This is a genomic window from Streptomyces sp. NPDC111744, assembly GCF_055634995.1.
This window is the reverse complement of sequence record NZ_JBVKCG010000003.1, coordinates 408370-427025: the sequence shown is the minus strand read 5'-3', so window position 1 is coordinate 427025 and position 18656 is coordinate 408370. Positions and strand designations below refer to the sequence as shown.

Here is an 18656-nt window from a genome sequence, read left to right as displayed (position 1 = left end):
CAGGCCTCCTGACGAAGCGTCAGACAATCGGGTGGACGACTCTACGACAACGGCCCCTCACCCGAAAGGGCAAGGGGCCGTACGCGGTCTTCGATGGTTCGGCTCAGCCGCGCTGGATCCCGGAGGTGTCCTGCAGCACGCCACGGCGGCCGTCCTGCGTCTGCGCGACCAGGACGGGACCGCGCTGCTCGACCGCCAAGTACCAGGTGCCGGGGGCCAGTTCGGCGATCGGCGCGGCCGAGCCGTCCTCCGCGAACAGCGGCCGCGCCACCGGGACGGCGAACCAGAACGGCGAGAAGTCGGGAGCGGCGGCGGCCGGCGGCTGCTGTGCGGCGGCCGGCGGCTGCTGCTGACCGAACGGCTGACCGGGCTGCGGCTGGGCGCCGTACGGCTGCTGCGGGGCGGCGGCACCGGGGTAGCCGTATCCGCCGGGGGGCTGGGCGCCGTAGGGCTGGGGGGCCTGGGGCTTGGGGGCCGGTACCAGGGCCGCCTGGAGGGCCGGGGCCAGCGGGGTGGCGATCGCGGCCGCGGCCAGCACGAGGGCTGCGATCAGACCGAGGATCAGGCCGGAACCGGCGCCGATGTCGAGGCTGTTGAAGTTGTCGAACGCGCCCAGCGGGTCGATGGTCGACCAGAACGCGGTCCACACGGCGAACACGGTGAGACCGACGCCGATCTGGCCCAGGTCGAGTCCGACGAACTTCAGCGGCTGCGGCAACGCGCGGGCGAGGACGATCAGGACCGCGCCGGCGACACCGCCGACGTACATGCTCATCACCAGGCCGAGATTGTCCCAGGCGTTCGGGGAACCGGCCTTGTCGAACGTGTCGAGGAACGACGCGATCAACAGCAACACCGCTGCTCCGATCACCGCGCCGTCGCCTCTAGTGAGGGAGCGGATATTCACTTCAGGTCCTTCGTAGGTCGTCTCGTCGGCGGAGGAGGCGTCGCGGGGATGTGCCCCTCATCGTAGGAACCGATCGTAGGAATCGTAGGAGGGACACTATCGTCCGAACGATCAGGGTGTCCGCCCGGATCCGGCCGCCGGTGCCTACCCGCCCAGGAAACTCACGATTCCCTCAGAGATTCCCTGCGCCGCCTTCTGTCGCCAGGCCCCGCTCGTCAGCAGCGCCGCGTCCTTGCTGTCGCGCATGTTGCCGCACTCGATGAACACCTTGGGAACCGTTGACAGATTGAGACCGCCGAGATCCTTACGCACGTCGAGACCGGTGCCGTTGCCGACGTAGTTGGACGGAGAACTGCCCGTCACCTTCGCGAAGTCGCTCTCGACGCGCTCACCGAGGGTGCGCGAGGGGCCGACGATCGGGCGGGTGTCCGCGCCGCCGGAGTGCACGGTGGCCGGGAGGATCACATGGAAGCCGCGGTCGCCCTCGGGTGCCCCGTCGGCGTGGATGGAGATGGCCGCGTCCGCATGCGCGTCGTTCCCGATCTGCGCGCGCCGGGTCACACACGGCCCCCACGCGGGCCGGTCCCCGTCATGGGTCAGCTTCACGGTGGCCCCCTGCCGCTCCAGGAGGGCCCGCAGCCGATGCGCGACGTCGAGCGTGAACCGGGCTTCCGTGTAACCGGCGTTGGTGGAGGTCCCCGTCGTGTCGCACTCCTTCCAGTTCGTCCCGATATCCACCTTCTGGTTGATCTCGGACGCGTGCTGGAAGTTCCCCGGGTTGTGCCCCGGGTCGATGACGACGACCTTGCCTTTGAGGGAGGGAGCCGCACCGGGGCTCGGCATCTTGGCGTCATCACCGGGTGACACGGGCGACGCGAGCGCCGACCTGGGCGTCGTCACGCCCGCCTGCCCTCCACCACTCCCACCGGGCTTCCCCACCCCCTCGTACACCACCCACCCGAGCAGCGCACCGGGCACGAGTGCGGCGAGAGCGACGGCCATGGGCGCCCGCCGGGAGCGCCGCTGTTGCGGGGAATCGAATTCCGGGCCTTTGTACGACACGTCAGCGACTCTAACCGCGCGCTCAGATCCCCGCCCCCGTTCGCCGCAGGACGCGCAGCGAGTCCTGGGCCGCGATCTCCGAGAACGCGCCCGAATCCAGGGCGCGGAGGTAGACGCGGTAAGGGGCCTGGCCGGTGAACTCGTCTTTCGGGTCCGGGAAGACGTCGTGGATCAGGAGGAGCCCGCCTTGGGCCACATGGGGGGCCCAGCCCTCGTAGTCGGCGGTGGCGTGCTCGTCGGTGTGGCCGCCGTCGATGAAGACGAACCCGAGGGGCGAGTTCCAGAACGCGGCGACCTGCGGGGAACGGCCGACGACGGCGACGACATGGTCTTCGAGCCCGGCCCGGTGCAGCGTTCGCCGGAAGGTGGGCAGCGTGTCCATCAACCCGAGCTCCGGGTCGACCGTCTCCGGGTCGTGGTAGTCCCAGCCCGGCTGCTGCTCCTCGCTGCCCCGGTGATGGTCGACGGTGACAGCGGTGACACCGGTAGTGCGGGCCGCGTCGGCGAGGAGGAGGGTGGAGCGGCCGCAGTACGTCCCGACCTCGAGGAGGGGGAGACCCAGGGTTCCGGCTTCGACGGCGGCCGCGTGGAGCGCCAGCCCCTCGTGCAGGGGCATGAACCCCTTGGCCGCCTCGAACGCGGCGAGGATCTCGGGCTTGGGTGCGGCCGAGGCCATGGGGATCCTTTCGGTCGTACGACATTCCGGCCGCCCATGCTGCCGCACCCCCTGCCGGAGCCCGGACAGGGGGTGCGAGTGAAAATGCCCTCGTTTGAAAGGGGTGAAAGGGGCGCGGGGCTGTATCAATGGCGGCTCCGCCGCGTGGGAGGACCAGCCCCCACGCACCAGCAGCCGACAACGCACCCGCTACGCCGACACCGGCTCTCCAGGCAACGAAAGGTCCAGGTCAACCGCCCGCTCGTCCCCCGCATGCGACGCCGAAGAAGCCAACGGCCCATGCCCCACCGCCTTCGCGGCCAGCACATACGCCCCCTCGGCCGGCACCGCCAAGGCGTACGTACCGTCGTCACCGGAGAGCGTGGCGCCCGCCTGCCGCCCCCGCCGGTCGATCAGCGTGACCTTGGCGCGGGCCACCGGAACGCCCGCGGCGTCGAGCACGCGTCCGCGGAAGCCCCGCAGCACCTCCTCGGCGTTGGCGAGCGCAGCGTCCTCGTCGCTGCTCGCCCGCAGCCGCGTGTGCTGGGCGGCCTCCGCCTCCGGCAGGCTCCGCTTCGGCAGCAGCAGGGCGAGGACCAGGCCCACGGCCACCGCACCCGTCGCGATCAGGAAGGAGACCCGGAAGCCGTGCATGGTCGGGATGGCGACGCCGCCCACGTGGTTCGCCGTGTTGGCCAGCACCATGCCGATGACGGCGCTGGACACGGACGTACCGATGGACCGCATCAGGGTGTTGAGACCGTTCGCCGCGCCCGTCTCGGACGCCGGGACCGCGCCGACGATCAGGGCCGGGAGGGAGGAGTACGCGAGGCCGATGCCCGCGCCCAGGATCACCGCGATGACCAGGCTCTGCCAGGCCGCGCTCATCAGGCCCAGCCCGCCGCCGTAGCCGATGCCGATGATCAGCATGCCGAGGATCAGGGTGGTCTTGGGGCCGTACTTGGCGGACAGCCGGGCGTAGACGGGGGCCGTGAACATCATCGTCAGGCCCAGCGGGGCGACCAGCAGACCGGCGGTGACCATCGACTGGCCGAGGCCGTAGCCGGTGGCCTTCGGGAGCTGGAGCAGCTGGGGCAGGACCAGCGAGACGACGTAGAAGCTGACACCGACCATGATCGAGGCGAGGTTGGTGAAGAGCACCGCCGGGCGGGCCGTGGTGCGCAGGTCGACCAGGGGGGCCTTGACCCGCAGCTCCATCACGCCCCACAGGAGGAGGACGACGGCGGAGGCGGCGAAGAGGCCCAGCGTGGTGCCGGAGGTCCAGCCCCAGTCGCTGCCCTTGGTGATCGGGAGGAGGAAGAGGACCAGGCCCACGGAGAGACCGATCGCGCCCAGGACGTCGAACGTGCCCTCGGCGCGTGCCGGGGACTCCGGTACGGCGAAGAGGGTGAGGACGATGGCCATGACACCCAGGCCGGCGGCGCCGTAGAACAGGGCGTGCCAGTCGGCGTGCTGCGCGACCAGGGCGGCGGCGGGCAGTGCGAGACCGCCGCCGACACCGATGGAGGAGCTCATCAGGGCCATCGCCGAGGCGAGCTTCTCGCGCGGCAGCATGTCGCGCATCAGGCCGATGCCCAGCGGGATCGCGCCCATGGCGAAGCCCTGGAGGGTGCGGCCCGCGATCATCGTGAGCAGCTCGCTGGTGAGTGCGCTGATCAGCGCGCCCACCACCATCACGGAGAGGCTGAATATCAGCATCCGCCGCTTGCCGTACAGATCGCCGAGGCGGCCCATGATCGGAGTGGCCACGGCGCCGGACAGGAGGGTCGAGGTCAGGACCCAGGTGGCGTTGCTGGGCTCGGTGCCCAGCAGTTGCGGCAGGTCCTTGATGACCGGAACGAGCAGGGTCTGCATCACCGCGACCACGATGCCCGCGAAGGCGAGGACCGGGACCACCGCGCCGCTCGCGCCCCGGGCGGGCTGGTCGGTCGTCGTGTGCGTCATTGAGTGAGGCCTCCGGGCCAAGAGAGTGACGGGAAGTGAGGGAGCCGCATCGGATAAGTGCCGGGTAAACCTCGTATGCACAGGCAACTATTCCGTTGCTTCGAGCTTCTAATGAATCCTTGACCGCCCCATGGGTTTCTGATCTGCCGTCAGGCGCTGGTCAATTTATGGAACGTGTTCTAATCTCACGCGCCATGAGTGCCGCGATGAGTGCCGTGAGGGCTACGAGGGCGTATGTCGCCGGGGTCGGAATGACCAGGTTCGAGAAGCCCGAGACGCGTGACTGGCAGTACTGGGACATGGTCCGGGAGGCGGGCGGCTCCGCTCTCGCCGACGCGGGGATCTCGTACGGCGATGTGGAACAGGTTCCTGTCGGCTACTGCTTCCAGCCCTCCACCGCCGGCCAGCGCGCAGCCTATGAGCTGGGTCTCACCGGCGTCCCCGTCTACAACGTCAACAACAACTGCGCCACCGGCGCAACCACCCTGATGCTGGCCCGGCAGCTCGTCGAGGGCGGGGCGGCCGACTGCGTCCTCGCCCTCGGCTTCGAGAAGATGAAGAAGGGCGCGCTCGGCGGCGGAGCCGACGGAAACGACTTCTCGTCCTCACCCGTCGCCCGTCACTACGGCGTCATGGCGGCCCGGCACGGCTTCGAGACGACCCCGCCCACCGCGCAGATCTTCGGCGACGCCGCCCGCGAGCACATGGAGCTGTACGGCACCACCGAGGCGCAACTCGCCGCCGTGGCCGCCAAGAACCACCGGCACTCCGCGCACAACCCGTACGCCCAGTTCCAGGACGTGTACGACGTCGCCGGCATCCTCGCCGCGCGCACCGTCCACCGCCCGCTCACCAAACTCCAGTGCTCGCCCACCTCCGACGGCGCGGCGGCGGCCGTGGTCGTCTCGGAACGGTTCGCCGAACGGCGTGGGCTCACCGGTCTCGTCGAGATCGTCGCGCAGGCGATGACGACGGACACCGAGGAGTCCTTCGCGTCGGGCTCGTGCATCGACGTCGTCGGTCGGCCGATGTCACGGGCGGCGGCCCGCCAGGTGTACGACCGCTCCGGCCTCGGCATCGAGGACGTCGACGTCATGGAACTGCACGACTGTTTCTCGATCAACGAGCTGCTGACGTACGAGGCTCTCGGCATGTGCCCGGTGGGCGAGTCGGGGAAGCTGGTCGAGTCCGGGGCGACGACGTACGGCGGACGCTGGGTGGTCAACCCCTCCGGTGGGCTCATCTCCAAGGGGCACCCGCTGGGCGCGACCGGCCTCGCGCAGACCGCCGAACTGGTCTGGCAGCTGCGGGGGACGGCAGGAGAGCGGCAGGTGGCGCGGGCGCAGGTGGGGCTCGCACACAACATCGGCCTGGGCGGGGCGGCGGTGGTGACCCTGCTGCGCAGGACGGTGTGACGGCGGAGCCGGTGATGTGGGCCGGTGACCTGCGCGGTCGGCGGGGTGCTGGTGGACGTGCTGTCCTGGCGCTGGGTGCTGGGCCCGCGCTGATCGGCCTGTTCCTGGGCCGTCGAGGCGCGTACGGCGGCCCCCCTGATGTCGCTCGGCCTGCTGGGGCGACGGCAGGTGGCGTCGGCCAACGCGGCCATGCCGGTGTCCGGTTCGGCGATGTTCTGCAAGTGGTACTTCATGACGCTGTACGCCCAGAACGTCCTCGGCTACTCCCCGATCGAGGCGGGCCCCGCCCTGGTGCCCAGCTCGGTCGCGGTGCTCGTCGGCTCCAAGCTGGCGCCCCGGCTGATGCGGCGGGCGGGAGCGCGGAGGGTGGCGGTGACTGGCACGCTGGTCGCGGTGACCGGGTTCGGCCGGCAGTCGACGATGGGCCCGCACGGCGCCTGTACGACGGCGATCATGTTCCCCGGGATCCTGATGATGCTCGGCGTGGGCCTGGCCGCGACCCCGCTGGCCGCGCTGGCCACGTCCGGGGCGGCGCCGACGGAGGCCGGGCTGCTCTCGGGACTCATCAACACCTCGCGCACGATGGGCGGTTCGCTGGGGCTCGCGGTGGTGTCGACGATCGCGGCGGCCAGGACCGGCACGGGTGGCGGGGCCGCGGCCCTGACCGAGGGGTACGCGCCGGCCTTCCGCACCAGTACGGGGCTGCTGCCGGCCGGGGCGGTGCTGATGCCGCTGTGGCTGCCGGGAAGAATTTCGCCGACTCCTGCTGGATGAGGCAACGGTCCGGGCGGCTCGTGGACTCCTCTTTACATCTAGGAGGTGCCCATGGGGGAACGGGAGAACGCTCGGAACGAGGAGTTCCAGAGCTTCATGATCGGCCGCTGGCCGCGGCTGATGCGTACGGCATTTCTCCTCACGGGGGAGCAGCACGCCGCTGAGGACCTGGTCCAGTCGACGCTCGAACAGGTCTTCGTGGCCTGGCGGAAGGTCGGCTCGGCCGATGATCCGGAGGCGTATGTACGGCGCGTGATGATCAACGCGCACGCACGCAGGCACAGAAGGAAACTCAAGGAGTTCCTCGCGCCCAGGGACGACTCGGGCCTGGTGCGCGAGGTGCCCGACACGGGGGACCGGATCGCCCAGGCCGACGACCGCAGCGCCCTGCTCAAGGCACTCGCCCAACTGCCGCCGCGGCAGCGGGAGGCGGTTGTGCTGCGCTACTGGGAGGACCTGACGGAGACCCAGGCGGCGGAGGCGATGGGCTGCTCGGTCGGCACGGTCAAGAGCAACGCGGCCAAGGGGATCGCGAAACTCCGTGCCATACCGGGACTGGCCGAGATGGTGACGCAGGGAGGGCGTGGCTGATGAACGCGAACCGGGAGAACCACGGCATGACACAGACGGAGACGGACATCGCCCTCCTCCTCGCGGACGCGGCGGACGAGGTCCAGATCGGCATAGCCCCGGTGCAGGCGGTGATGCGCGGCGGCCGACGGCGCCGGGCCCGGCGCTGGGCGATGGCCACGGCGGTGGCGGTACTGGCGGGATCGACGGGAGCGACCCTGGCGGTGACCGGGCTGCCGGGCGACGGACACGGGGACCGGCGGGCGAACGTGGCGAAGCCGCCGGCGTCGGCGGAGGCACGGCATGTGTACGACCCGCAGATCACCGAGGTGTCGAGGGGGGTCTACAAGGGCACGCAGTGGCATGTCTCGGTGCAGGTCTGGGGCGCGCCGCGAACCGGGGCGGAGGCGGTCCGGCAGTGGCACGCGATGGCCGCGCTCGGCATCGAGCCGGCCGTCGGCAAGCCCGCGGAACTGGTTGGAAAGACCTCGTACTTCCTGACCCGGGCCAATGGCGGCGGCCGTCCGCAGCAGCTGATGTTCGACTCGGTCGCCACACCGGACCAACTGACCGGCACGGACCTCCAGTCCATGGCCACCCGCTTCACGCCCGACGCCGCGAGCTCGGGCCAACTGGTGGTCGGCGAGGTGGCCACGACCGCCCGGGAGGTCACCTGCCAGTGGAAGGACGGCACCTCGACCGTCGCCCGACCGTCGCCCGGCCACACCGCGGGCGACCCCGTCTCGGCGATCCGGCCGGTCGCCGGCTCGCCTTGGGCCAGCTGGTTCGTGTGCGTCTCGCCCGGGGGCAAGACCTCGAAGGAGGTGAAGGTGACGCGGTGACTCCTCGGCGCGCTTGCCGGGCGGCTCAGAGCCACCCCTGCTGCCGCGCCTCCCGCACCGCCTCCGCGCGGTTGCGGGTGCCGGTCTTGCCGATCGCTGCGGAGAGGTAGTTGCGGACCGTCGACTCCGACAGATGCAGCTTCGCCGCGATGTCGGCGACGGTCGCGCCGTCCACCGACGCCTTCAGCACATCGCACTCGCGGGCGGTGAGCGGATTCGGCCCGGCGCTGAGCGCGGCCGCGGCGAGCGCCGGGTCGACCACGGTCTCCCCGGTGAGCACCCGCCGGATCGCGCGGGCCAGGTCCTCGACCGGACCGTCCTTGACGAGGAAGCCGGCCGCCCCGGCCTCCATGGCCCGGCGCAGATAGCCGGGCCGGCCGAAGGTGGTCAGGATCAGCACCCGGCAGTCGGGCGCCTGCTCCTGCAGCTCCGCCGCCGCGTCCAGGCCGCTGCGGCCCGGCAGTTCGATGTCGAGGAGGGCCACGTCGGGCCGGTGGGTCAGCGCCGCGTCCACGATCGCGTCGCCCGTCGCGACCTGGGCGACGACCTCGATGTCCGGCTCCATCCCGAGCAGTAGGGCGAGGGCCCCGCGCATCATGCCCTGGTCCTCGGCGAGCAGCACCCTGATGGACTTGGCGGGCCGGTGGTCCCGGGGCATCTCGTTCGCAGGCTCGTACACAGCCCAAGCCTAGCCCCGGGTCCGGCCATTAAAGAGTGGTCCTTTTTCCGCGCCGCAGGTCTTGACGCCGGATGACCGTGCTCAAACAATCACCTCTGCAATTCCCTGAATTCCCGCTGAATGGTCGGTATTTCGACCGCTGAATAGGTTCGGTATTTCGGTCGAACGACGTTCGGTATACCGACCAAGAACCCGCACCGCCCTACGAGGAACCGAAGAAGAGGTGCACCGTGCTCCCTGTGTCCCTACGAGCCATGCGCTCCTGTCCGCCCCGAGTGAAGAGAGCCGCGCTGTCCGTGCTCGCGGCCTTCGTGACCGTCGCCGCGCTCGTCGTCGGGGCCGGCACCCCGCAGGCCGCCGCAGCGAGTTCGCTGCCCTGTGACGTCTACGCCACCGCCGGCACGCCGTGCGTCGCCGCGCACAGCATGGTCCGGGCGCTGTACTCGTCGTACAGCGGATCCCTCTACCAGGTGCAGCGTGCCTCCGACAGCGCCACGGCGAACATCGGTCTGCTGTCCACCGGCGGATACGCCAACGCGGCCGCGCAGGACTCCTTCTGCGCCGGTACGACCTGCATCATCACCAAGATCTACGACCAGTCCAGCAAGCACAACGACCTCACCGTCGAGGGCGCGGGCGGGGCCGGCGCGGCCGACGTCGGGGCGCCGGCGGACGCGCTGCCGGTGACCGTCGGCGGGCACCAGGTCTACGGCCTGGAGATCTCGGCAGGCATGGGCTACCGGGACAACTCCACCTCCGGTGTCGCCACCAACGGCGCCGCCGAGGGGATGTACATGGTCACCTCCGGCACCCATGTCAACGGCGCCTGCTGCTTCGACTACGGCAACGCCGAGACCAACAACAAGGACACCGGCAACGGCCACATGGACGCCATCAACTTCGGCACCGAGTGCTGGTTCGCGCCCTGCTACGGCTCGGGCCCCTGGGTGCAGGCGGACCTGGAGAACGGCCTGTTCCAGTCCAACCTCGGCTACAGCACAAACTCCTCCAACACGGGCACGGGAGCGACACCTTTCGTCACCGCGCTGCTGAAGAACAACGGGCAGAACCATTTCGCACTGAAATGGGGAAACGCACAGTCCGGCGGACTCACCACCACGTATTCCGGCGGTGAGCCCACCACCAGCGGTTACTCGCCCATGCACCAGGAGGGTGCGATCGTCCTCGGCACCGGCGGTGACAACAGCAACGGCTCCATCGGCTCGTTCTTCGAGGGTGTGATGACCTCGGGCATCCCGACCGACGCCGCCGACGACGCCGTCCAGTCCAACATCGTCTCCGTCGGCTACGGCGGTGCGACCGGCTCCACCGGCACGCTCAGCCCCGCCTCGGAGATCTCCCTGAAGGCCACGACGTCCTGCTGCACCACCGACTATGTCCGTCACCAGGCCAACGCGGCCGTGCTCTCCGCCATCACCTCCAGCAGCTCCGCCCTGGACAAGAGCGACGCCACCTGGATCGTCCGCCGAGGACTGGCCAGTAGCTCCTGTGTCTCCTTCGAGTCGAGGAACTACCCGGGCGACTATCTGCGGCACTACAACTTCAAGCTCCTGAGGCAGCCGATGGACGGCACCGCCACGTTCAGAGCCGACGCCACGTTCTGCCCGGAGACCGGCAAGAGCGGCACGGGCACCTCGTTCGCCTCGTACAACTACCCGACGCGATATCTGCGCCACTACAACTACAACGTGTACATAGCGAGCGACGGCGGCTCCAACGCCTGGGACAGCGCCACGTCCTGGGCCGACGACGTGAGCTGGGTCGTCAGCTCGCCCTGGGCGCCGTAGTCGCCACAACCATAGTGGTCAGCAACTCCTCGGACTCGGTGGGGAGTTCCGCGGTGACGGTGAAGCCGCCGCGTGGCGACGGGCCGGCCCTGAGAGAGCCGCCCGCCGCCGCGAGGCGCTCGGTCAGCCCCTTCAGACCGGTGCCGCCGACGCCCTCCCGGCGGGGCTCGGCGGCGCTCGCGCCGGTGCCGTCGTCGGTGACCGTCAACCGGACCCGCTCGGCACCGCTGCCGACGGTGATCTCGCAGCGGGTGGCGTCGCTGTGCCGGACCACGTTGGTGACCGCCTCGCGCACCACCCAGCCCAGCAGCGTCTCGGTCTGCGGGGCGAGCGGCGTCCCGCTCTGCCGGACCACCGGCTCGACGCCCGCCGCCGTGAGGGCCGAGCGGGCCCGGTCGAGTTCGGTCGCGAGGCTGCCCTCGCGGTAGCCGGTGACCGCCTCGCGGATCTCGGTGAGCGCCTGCCTGCCGACCGACTCGATGTCGGAGATCTGGGAGAGGGCCGCGTCCATGTCGCGGGGGGCGAGGCGCCGGGCCGCCTCCGACTTGACGACGATCACCGAGAGGGTGTGGCCGAGCAGGTCGTGCAGATCCCGGGAGAAGCGCAGCCGCTCCTTCTCGACCGCTTGCCGGGCCAGCTCCTCGCGGGCGGCGCGCAGCTCCCGTACCGCCTCGGAGAGGGAGAGGATCGCCGCGGTCACCATGGTGGACAGGAAGGTGCCGTAGGCGACGTTGATCGCGTCCCAGCCCGCCCGGAACACGGAGACCGCCGCCGCGAGGGCGGTCAGCGAGAAGCCGACCCGGCCGAGGCGCGGGCCGCGCAGGCAGGCCCCGGTGGCGAGGCCGAGCAGCGGGAAGAAGTACAGCCAGCTGCCGCCGTAGCCGGCGGCGAGACCGCAGGTGATCACGCACATGGCGCCGAGCGCCACCCGCGTCGACACCGCCTCGCGCTTCTCCCTCACGAAGGAGCGGAACACGACGTAGATGTAGAGGGAGTTGAAGGCGAACAGGCCCAGGCCGCCGATCCAGGGGTTGGGGGTCTTGCCCTGGAGGAGGTTGGAGAAGGAACCCAGCCCCATCAGCAGCCACGGCAGCAGGGAGAAGCCGGTCGGCGGCGGACCCGGGTGCTCGGGCCACTCGCCCTTGCGGCGCGCCTCCTTCTGCGCGGCCCTGAACTCCGCCATGTCGGCCTTCCACCCGGCCCGCGCCGCCCGCCGCCGGCGTGTCCGGCAGGTGATCCCTCGCATCCAGGACATCTCTCTCGCTCCCCCGATCACGCGGTCCGCCCGGTCCGGCGGTACGCCATCACAGCGTACGAACCGAACGCGAGCAGCCAAGCCGTCAGGACGACGATCGCGCCGAGTGCCGGGGTGTGCCCGTCGGCGACGGAGGTGCCGAGTTCGGCGAAGCGGTTGGTCGGGGTGTACTCCGAGACGGCGCGCAGCCAGCCGGGGAACAGGCTGATCGGGAACCAGAGGCCGCCGATCACGGCGAGCCCCAGGTTGCAGGCCATGTTCGCCACTCCGGTGGTCTGGGAGGTCAGGCCGTAGCCGTTGGCGAGGCCGAGCAGGGTGAAGGGGATCGAGCCCAGCCACAGCAGCAGCGCGATCGCCGCCCACTGCCAGGCGTCCAGCCGTACCCCGTTGACCAGGCCGCCCGCCGCGAGCACCGCGAGGATCGCGGGCAGTACGGTCACCGAGCCGGTCAGTGCCCGGCCGAGGACGACCTGACGCGGGGTCATCGGGGTCACCCGGAGCTGCCGCAGCCAGCCGATCGCCCGGTCCTCGGCGACCCCGCCGCCGGTGTTGAGGGCCGAGCCGACCGCGCCGTAGGCGGCCATGCCGACCATGGCCTGGGTCCGGTAGCCGCTGTCGTCGCCGCCGAGGTTGGTGAACAGCAGGTACATCATCACGGGCATCGCGACCCCGCCGATGACGAAGCCGACGTCGCGCAGCGTCCGGCGTACTTCGAGGCGCAGGTAGTCGAGCATCAGACGGTCTCCGTCTCGGGGGCGGTGCGGGCGGGGGAGGTGTCGTTCGGGGCGGCTTCGGGAGGCAGCGGTTCGGGCAGCGCGCCGTCCGCGGTCCGCGGGCCGGACGTCAGGGCCAGGAAGGCGTCGTCGAGGGAGGCGGGGGTGACCTCCAGGCCACGGATCGCGTTCCGGGCGGCCAGCGCGATCACCGTGGCGTCCGAGTCGTCGGTGCGCAGCAGAGCGCGGTCGCCGCGCACCTCGAGGGACCGTACGCCGGGCAGTCGGGAAAAGCCCTCTGTGGAGCGGCCCGCCAGGTCGAAGGAGACGAGGCTGCCGCCGGCCGCCCGCTTGAGCTGCTCGCCGGTGCCGTCCGCGACGATCCGGCCGCGGTCGACGACGAGGATGCGGTCGGCGTGCGTGTCCGCCTCCTCCAGGTAGTGCGTGGAGAAAAGGACGGTGTGGCCGCGCCGGGCGAAGGCCCGCATCGAGTGCCAGAACGCGTGCCGTGCCTCCAGGTCCAGGGCGGCGGTCGGCTCGTCCAGGACGATCAGCGAGGGGTTCCCGGCCAGTGCCACGGCGAACCGCACGCGCTGGGTCTGCCCGCCCGACAGGCGGTCCACCCGCCGGCCGGCCAGCTCACCGATACCGGCCAGCTCCAGGGCCTGCGTGACGGGCATCGGCATCGGATAGCGCCGGGCCACGAAGGCGACCAGCTCGCCGACGGTGACCCGGGGCACCGCCCGTGCCTCCTGGAGCATCGCTCCGACCAGCCCGTTCCGTACGGCCTTCGCCGGCTGCAGGCCGAACAGTTCGACCGTGCCGGCGTCGGGCGTGTTCAGCCCGAGCAGCAGTGAGATCGTCGTCGACTTGCCCGCGCCGTTGCGGCCGAGCAGTGCGACCGTCTCACCGCGCCCGATCTCCAGGTCCACCCCGTCCACGGCGCGCACCGCGCCGAAGGTCTTGACCGCCCCCGCGAAGGACACGGCACGCTCTGCCCGGCCTGCTGTCCCACCTGTCTGTGTCATGACTACGACGCTACGAACCCGAGCCCCCGGCGCGGCAGATGCGCCTGTACGGACTCGGGCAGGACAAATGTCACCGGTCGGTGAATCGACGGCAGATCTGACACAGTGTCAGGAGCCTTCCCAACTGCCGGGTGCTGGGCTATACAAGGGGCGCCGGACTGGAACGCGTTCTAGGTCGGCCCGTGACGACCTCGGTGCGGCCGACGGTGCGGACGGCCGTGCCGGGGTCTTGAGACACCTCAGGAGCCGTATGCCCATCGACGCAGCCAAGGCCCTCGCCGCCGAACCCCGGTCCGGGGAGATCCGCTGGGACCGCCGGGACGTCCAGCTCTACCACCTCGGCATCGGCGCGGGCCGCCCCGCGACCGATCCCGACGAGCTGCGCTACACCCTGGAGACCCGGCTGCACGTGCTGCCCAGCTTCGCCACCGTCGCGGGCGCCGGCTCGCCCGGGGTGATCGGCGGACTGTCCATGCCCGGCGTCGACGTCGACCTCGCCAAGGTGCTGCACGGCGGCCAGTCCCTCACCCTGTACCGCCCCATCCCGGCCGAGGGCACGGCCACCGCCACCGGCCGGATCGCCGCCGTGTACGACAAGGGCAAGGCGGCCGTCCTGGTGATGCGCACCGAGGTCGCGGACGCCGACGGCCCGCTGTGGACCAACGACGCACAGATCTTCGTACGAGGGGAGGGTGGCTGGGGCGGCGACCGCGGCCCCTCCACCCGGCTTGCCCCGCCCGACGGCGAGCCGGACCGGACCGTCGAGCGCCCGATCCGTGAGGATCAGGCCCTGCTCTACCGCCTCTCCGGCGACTACAACCCGTTGCACGCCGACCCGGAGTTCGCCAAGCTCGCCGGCTTCGACCGGCCCATCCTGCACGGGCTGTGCACCTATGGCATGACGCTCAAGGCGGTCGTGGACACCCAGCTCGGCGGGGACGTGAGCAGGGTGCGCTCGTACACCACCCGGTTCGCGGGCGTGGTGTACCCGGGGGAGACGCTCCGGATCCGCATGTGGCACACATCGGAGTCCACCCGGGTCGCCGTGAGCGCTGCCGAGCGGGAGGACGCGCCCGTCCTCGCCGACACGATCGTCGAACACTCCTGATCAAGCTTGAGCCAGCTTGGTCCCGTACGCAGTTGAGGGGAGAGCCGCACCATGCGCGCAGCCGTACTGCAGGAGACAGGCCAGGAGAAGCTGGAGGTCCTCGACGACGTCGAGGCGGTCGGGTTCGGCCCCGGCAGGGTGAGGATACGGGTGCGCGCCACCGGGCTGTGCCACTCGGACCTGTCGGCGATGAACGGGGTGCTGCCGCAGCCGGCCCCGTTCGTGCCGGGCCACGAGGGCGCGGGCGAGGTCCTGGAGGTGGGGGAGGGCGTCACCCGGGTGAAACCGGGCGACCGGGTGGTCGTCTGCTGGCTGCCGGCCTGCGGCGAGTGCCCCGCCTGCCGACGCGGGCAGACGGAGCTGTGCCTGGCCGGGTTCATGAACGCCGGCACCCCCAACTTCAAGCGCCACGGCGGGGATGTCTTCGGCTTCGCGGGCACCGGCACCTTCGCCGAGGAGGTTGTGGTCGACGCCGGGTGCGCGGTGCCGATCCCGGACGACGTGCCCTTCGACATCGCCGCGCTGATCGGCTGCGGGGTGACCACCGGGCTCGGCGCGGCCCTCAACACGGCCGACGTGGAGGCCGGTTCGTCGGTCGCCGTGATCGGGTGCGGAGGGGTCGGGATCTCGGCGATCCAGGGGGCACGGCTCAAGGGGGCGGCCGAGATCGTCGCCGTCGACCCGGTCGCGTCCCGGCGCGAGTCCGCGCTCAGGTTCGGGGCGACGAAGGCGGTCCCGCCCGACGAACTGCTTGGCGCCAAACAGGAGGTCACCGGCGGCGAGGGCTTCGACTACGTCTTCGAGGTCGTCGGCAGGTCCGCCACCGCCCGCACGGCGTACGAGAACACCCGGCGCGGCGGCACCCTCGTGGTCGTCGGCGCCGGCGCCATGGACGACTTCCTCCAGCTCAACATGTTCGAGCTGTTCTTCGACGAGAAGCGGATCCTGCCGTCCATGTACGGCGGCGGGGACGTGGTCCGCTCCTACGAGCGCACGATCGCCCTCTGGCGGGCAGGCCGCGTCGACCTGGAGGGCCTGATCACCCACCGGGTGCCGCTGGCGGAGATCAACGAGGCCCTGGACCAGATGCGCACCGGCACCGCGCTGCGCACCTGCATAGAGATCTGAGGGGCCGCCGTATGTCCGAGAGGTCGGTGTCGGAGACGTCAGGGTCGGAGAAACCGCTGTCGAAGGGGCCGCTGTCGGAGAGGCCGCTCGAAGGGCTCAGTGCGATCGTCACCGGCGCGGGCCGGGGGCTCGGCCGGGCCGAGGCACTCGAACTGGCCCGGCTGGGCGCGGCCGTCGTCGTCAACGACTTCGGTCAGCCGGGCCGGGACGGCTCGGGCAAGGCCTCCACCGGTCCCGCCGAACAGGTCGCCGAGGAGATCCGCGCGGAGGGCGGCCAGGCGGTCGCTCACACCGGGGATGTCGCCGACTTCTCACAAGCGCGAGACCTTCTCACGCTCGCGACGACCCGTTACGGCAAGTTGGACATCCTCGTCAACAACGCCGGCATCCTGCGTGACCGCATGGTCTTCTCCATGACCGAGGACGAGTGGGACTCGGTGATCCGGGTCCACCTCAAGGGCCACTTCAACACCACCCACTTCGCGGCCGCGCACTGGCGGGAGAGGTCCAAGGCGGCGGGAGGCCGGAAGGTCTACGGCCGGATCGTCAACACCTCCTCCGAGGCCTTCCTCGCCGGTTCCGCGGGCCAGCCCAACTACGCGGCGGCGAAAGGCGGCATCGTCGGCCTGACCACCTCCACCGCTCTCGCCCTCGCCAAGTACGGCGTGACCGCCAACGTGATCTGCCCGCGCGCCCGCACCCGGATGACCGAGGACGTCTTCGCCGGGTTCGAGCGGCCCACCGAGGGCCTTGACCCGCTCGCCCCCGAACATGTCGCCCCGCTCGTCGGCTACTTGGCGTCCCCGGCCGCCGAGCGGATCAACGGCCAGCTGCTGGTCGTCCACGGAGGCATGGTCGCGATCGTCGAACGGCCGCGGGTCCAGGCCAAGTTCGACAGCAAGCAGGACACCTTCAGCTACGACGAACTCGACGCCCTGCTCACCCCGCACTACGCAGACCGGCCGCCGGGAGAGACCTTCGCGGCGGCGGAGGTGCTGGGGCTGAAGCGGCAGTAGGACGACACACAACACGCGACAAACGACAGCGGCCCCACACCGAAGGCGACAAACGACAGCGGCCCCGCCCCAAGGGGCGGGGCCGCTGTCGACGTACCGTCAGGCCGCCGACTCGACCGGCTCCGGCTTGCGGTGCCGGCCGCTCGGGGCCGACTCGCTGTCCTGGGCCGAGACCTCACCACGGTGTTTGCCGTGGCCATCCGTCTCCTGAAGGCCGGCGGACAGCTGCTCGTACGTGCTGGCGTCGCTCATCGGAAGAATTCACCCCGTCAACATGATCTTTCTAACAGCGCGGCGAGTGTAACCGGCCCACCACGGGGCGAATCCAGGCGGGCACGCCGACCGCTGCCACTTCGTTACAAGCCACCTCTACTTCGTTACAAGCCGCCCCAGCGGAGCCTGTTGCAGGGGCACCGGCCGGGCCACGACAGGCTCCGGGGGATCCGGTTCCGCCGACTCCCCGGGCGTATCCGGCGTACCCGACGCCCCGGCAGCCGTGCCGTCCCGAACCGGATCCCCCGGGCCCGCGTCCCCCGGGCCCGCGTCCCCCGGGCCCGCGTCCCCCGGGCCCGCGTCCCCCGGCCCCCCGCGCTCCCCCGAACCCCCCGTCGAACTCCCCGTCTCCCCCCAGGACACCGCGACCGCCGCCACACCGCACGGGACCTCCCCCGTGGCGTACGGCAGCCGCAGCACCCCGTCCCGCGTCCACAACCCGGCGCCGGCCAACCACCCTTCCGGCGCCGGGAGATGGCACACCCCGCGTTCCCTCGGCCGCCAGACGCCCACCCAGCTGCCGAGCGGACCGTCGATCCGCAGCGCCACCCCGCAGCTCTCCGGCATCAGCACCAGCCCCGGCTGGATCGCGAACGGCGTCACCGCGCACTCCGCCGGCCGCAGGCTCTCCGGGAAACGCACCGGCAGCGTGCTGCCGAGGACACCCCAGCCCAACCGTTCCTGCCCGGGGGAGGGCGCGTCCGAGCCGACCAGGATCAGCCCGCTGTCCGGGTCGGCGAGCAGCAGCCGGTCGTCGCTGTCCGCCGCGATCTGCAGCAGCGGCGACACCTCGCCGCCCCGCCCCAGATCGACCACGACCGCCTTGGTCCGCCCGCCCAGCTCCCGGTCCAGGGCCAGCATCCGACCGTCCCGGTCCAGCCAGACGCCGCCCGAACAGCGCCCCGGGACCACCGCGAGCCGCTCCGGCCCGAACGCCCCGCCCGCCACCAGCCACACGGTGGAGGAGCGCGGCTCAACGGCGAGCGCGTAGGCCCGCACACCTCCCGGCGCGGGCGGCAGCAGTCGTAGCGAAGCACCCGGATCCGGGCACTCCACCGCGCCCAGCGGTAGCTCGCCGGTGCCGGGTCCGGTCGGATAGAGCAGGGCGAAGTGGTGGCGGCCGTCCACCAGCCGGTGGATGAGCACCCGCCCGTCACCCATCGGCTGCACCTCCGTGCCCGGCTCCTCGGGCTGGTTGCCGGGCAGCGGCACCGCGTACGGCTCGGGGCCGTCCAGCGTCCACCGCTCCGGGAACCAGGAACCCTCCCACTGGGCCAGCCGGGCCGCGTAAGCCCCGTCCGCCGTGATGGTGCAGCCCGCTCTCGGCGCGCTGTCGTCCTCGTCCGCAGCCGAGGGTTCGATCGCACAGATCGTCATCGCTCGGTCACCTCCAGCAACGAAGCTAGTTTTCGCACGCACAGACGGGGGACCGGCCGCCGACGTCTTCACACATACGGG

Annotated in this window: 18 protein-coding genes; 8 read left to right on the top strand and 10 right to left on the bottom strand. The window is 71.2% G+C overall.

Annotated features, from left to right (window positions below; translation table 11 throughout):
* Positions 1-103: 103 nt before the first annotated feature.
* The 4 genes from ACZ7OO_RS09180 to ACZ7OO_RS09165 form a co-directional block, all read right to left on the bottom strand.
* Positions 104-907, bottom strand: coding sequence for a hypothetical protein (locus ACZ7OO_RS09180; RefSeq protein ID WP_471503046.1), 804 nt, complete (start codon positions 905-907; stop codon positions 104-106).
* Positions 908-1051: 144 nt separating this feature from the next.
* Entirely contained in the window at positions 1052-1969 is a 918-nt protein-coding gene (locus tag ACZ7OO_RS09175) for an N-acetylmuramoyl-L-alanine amidase (protein ID WP_471503044.1), read from the bottom strand.
* Positions 1970-1991: 22 nt separating this feature from the next.
* Positions 1992-2645, bottom strand: coding sequence for a class I SAM-dependent methyltransferase (locus ACZ7OO_RS09170; RefSeq protein ID WP_471503042.1), 654 nt, complete (start codon positions 2643-2645; stop codon positions 1992-1994).
* A 189-nt stretch (positions 2646-2834) separates the two neighbouring features.
* The gene (locus ACZ7OO_RS09165) at positions 2835-4589 is read right to left on the bottom strand and encodes an MFS transporter (protein WP_471503040.1); all 1755 of its coding nucleotides are present in this window, start codon (positions 4587-4589) and stop codon (positions 2835-2837) included.
* A 167-nt stretch (positions 4590-4756) separates the two neighbouring features.
* Between ACZ7OO_RS09165 and ACZ7OO_RS09160 the strand changes: the two genes are divergently transcribed.
* The 4 genes from ACZ7OO_RS09160 to ACZ7OO_RS09145 all read left to right on the top strand — a co-directional run bounded on the left by ACZ7OO_RS09160 (position 4757) and on the right by ACZ7OO_RS09145 (position 8190).
* Positions 4757-6004 carry a lipid-transfer protein gene (locus ACZ7OO_RS09160; protein ID WP_471503038.1) on the top strand — a complete coding sequence of 416 codons (1248 nt, stop codon included), beginning with the start codon at positions 4757-4759 and terminating at the stop codon, positions 6002-6004.
* 138 nt (positions 6005-6142) lie between these two features.
* Positions 6143-6778: an MFS transporter gene (locus ACZ7OO_RS09155; protein WP_471503036.1), complete on the top strand. Its 636-nt coding sequence runs from the start codon at positions 6143-6145 to the stop codon at positions 6776-6778.
* 51 nt (positions 6779-6829) lie between these two features.
* Complete coding sequence (locus tag ACZ7OO_RS09150; protein WP_471503034.1) at positions 6830-7369, top strand: SigE family RNA polymerase sigma factor; 540 nt, start codon at positions 6830-6832, stop codon at positions 7367-7369.
* On the top strand, positions 7369-8190 hold the full coding sequence (locus tag ACZ7OO_RS09145; RefSeq protein ID WP_471503032.1) for a hypothetical protein: 822 nt from the start codon (positions 7369-7371) through the stop codon (positions 8188-8190). Before ACZ7OO_RS09150 ends, ACZ7OO_RS09145 begins: the two co-directional genes overlap by 1 nt.
* Before the next feature lie 25 nt (positions 8191-8215).
* Here the strand turns inward: ACZ7OO_RS09145 and ACZ7OO_RS09140 are convergent, their stop codons facing one another.
* Positions 8216-8848: a response regulator gene (locus tag ACZ7OO_RS09140; protein WP_471503412.1), complete on the bottom strand. Its 633-nt coding sequence runs from the start codon at positions 8846-8848 to the stop codon at positions 8216-8218.
* Between the two features lie 275 nt (positions 8849-9123).
* On the opposite strand from ACZ7OO_RS09140, the gene ACZ7OO_RS09135 reads away from it, so the two are divergent.
* Complete coding sequence (locus ACZ7OO_RS09135; RefSeq protein ID WP_471503410.1) at positions 9124-10677, top strand: alpha-L-arabinofuranosidase B; 1554 nt, start codon at positions 9124-9126, stop codon at positions 10675-10677.
* Here the strand turns inward: ACZ7OO_RS09135 and ACZ7OO_RS09130 are convergent.
* From ACZ7OO_RS09130 to ACZ7OO_RS09120, 3 genes are read right to left on the bottom strand one after another with little or no spacing between them, the layout of a single operon-like run.
* On the bottom strand, positions 10655-11932 hold the full coding sequence (locus ACZ7OO_RS09130; RefSeq protein ID WP_471503030.1) for a sensor histidine kinase: 1278 nt from the start codon (positions 11930-11932) through the stop codon (positions 10655-10657). The two genes, ACZ7OO_RS09135 and ACZ7OO_RS09130, sit on opposite strands and share 23 nt — an antisense overlap.
* Positions 11933-11949: 17 nt before the next feature.
* On the bottom strand, positions 11950-12666 hold the full coding sequence (locus ACZ7OO_RS09125; protein ID WP_471503028.1) for an ABC transporter permease: 717 nt from the start codon (positions 12664-12666) through the stop codon (positions 11950-11952).
* Complete coding sequence (locus tag ACZ7OO_RS09120) at positions 12666-13673, bottom strand: ABC transporter ATP-binding protein (protein ID WP_471503026.1); 1008 nt, start codon at positions 13671-13673, stop codon at positions 12666-12668. Before ACZ7OO_RS09120 ends, ACZ7OO_RS09125 begins: the two co-directional genes overlap by 1 nt.
* Before the next feature lie 250 nt (positions 13674-13923).
* Here ACZ7OO_RS09120 and ACZ7OO_RS09115 point away from each other — a divergent pair, with 250 nt between their 5' ends.
* Genes ACZ7OO_RS09115 through ACZ7OO_RS09105 form a run of 3 tightly spaced genes read left to right on the top strand, consistent with a single transcriptional unit; the run spans position 13924 to position 16925 of the window.
* The gene (locus tag ACZ7OO_RS09115; RefSeq protein ID WP_471503024.1) at positions 13924-14781 is read left to right on the top strand and encodes a MaoC/PaaZ C-terminal domain-containing protein; all 858 of its coding nucleotides are present in this window, start codon (positions 13924-13926) and stop codon (positions 14779-14781) included.
* A gap of 51 nt (positions 14782-14832) precedes the next feature.
* Positions 14833-15909, top strand: coding sequence for a Zn-dependent alcohol dehydrogenase (locus ACZ7OO_RS09110; protein ID WP_471503022.1), 1077 nt, complete (start codon positions 14833-14835; stop codon positions 15907-15909).
* Positions 15910-15920: 11 nt separating this feature from the next.
* Complete coding sequence (locus tag ACZ7OO_RS09105; protein ID WP_471503020.1) at positions 15921-16925, top strand: 3-oxoacyl-ACP reductase; 1005 nt, start codon at positions 15921-15923, stop codon at positions 16923-16925.
* 99 nt (positions 16926-17024) lie between these two features.
* Here ACZ7OO_RS09105 and ACZ7OO_RS09100 read toward each other — a convergent pair whose 3' ends face one another.
* Together ACZ7OO_RS09100 and ACZ7OO_RS09095 are read right to left on the bottom strand one after the other, a co-directional pair.
* Positions 17025-17177 (bottom strand): hypothetical protein, encoded by a 153-nt coding sequence (locus ACZ7OO_RS09100; protein WP_352218582.1) that lies wholly within the window; start codon positions 17175-17177, stop codon positions 17025-17027.
* 117 nt (positions 17178-17294) lie between these two features.
* The gene (locus ACZ7OO_RS09095; protein WP_471503018.1) at positions 17295-18575 is read right to left on the bottom strand and encodes a hypothetical protein; all 1281 of its coding nucleotides are present in this window, start codon (positions 18573-18575) and stop codon (positions 17295-17297) included.
* Between the last annotated feature and the right edge of the window lie 81 nt (positions 18576-18656).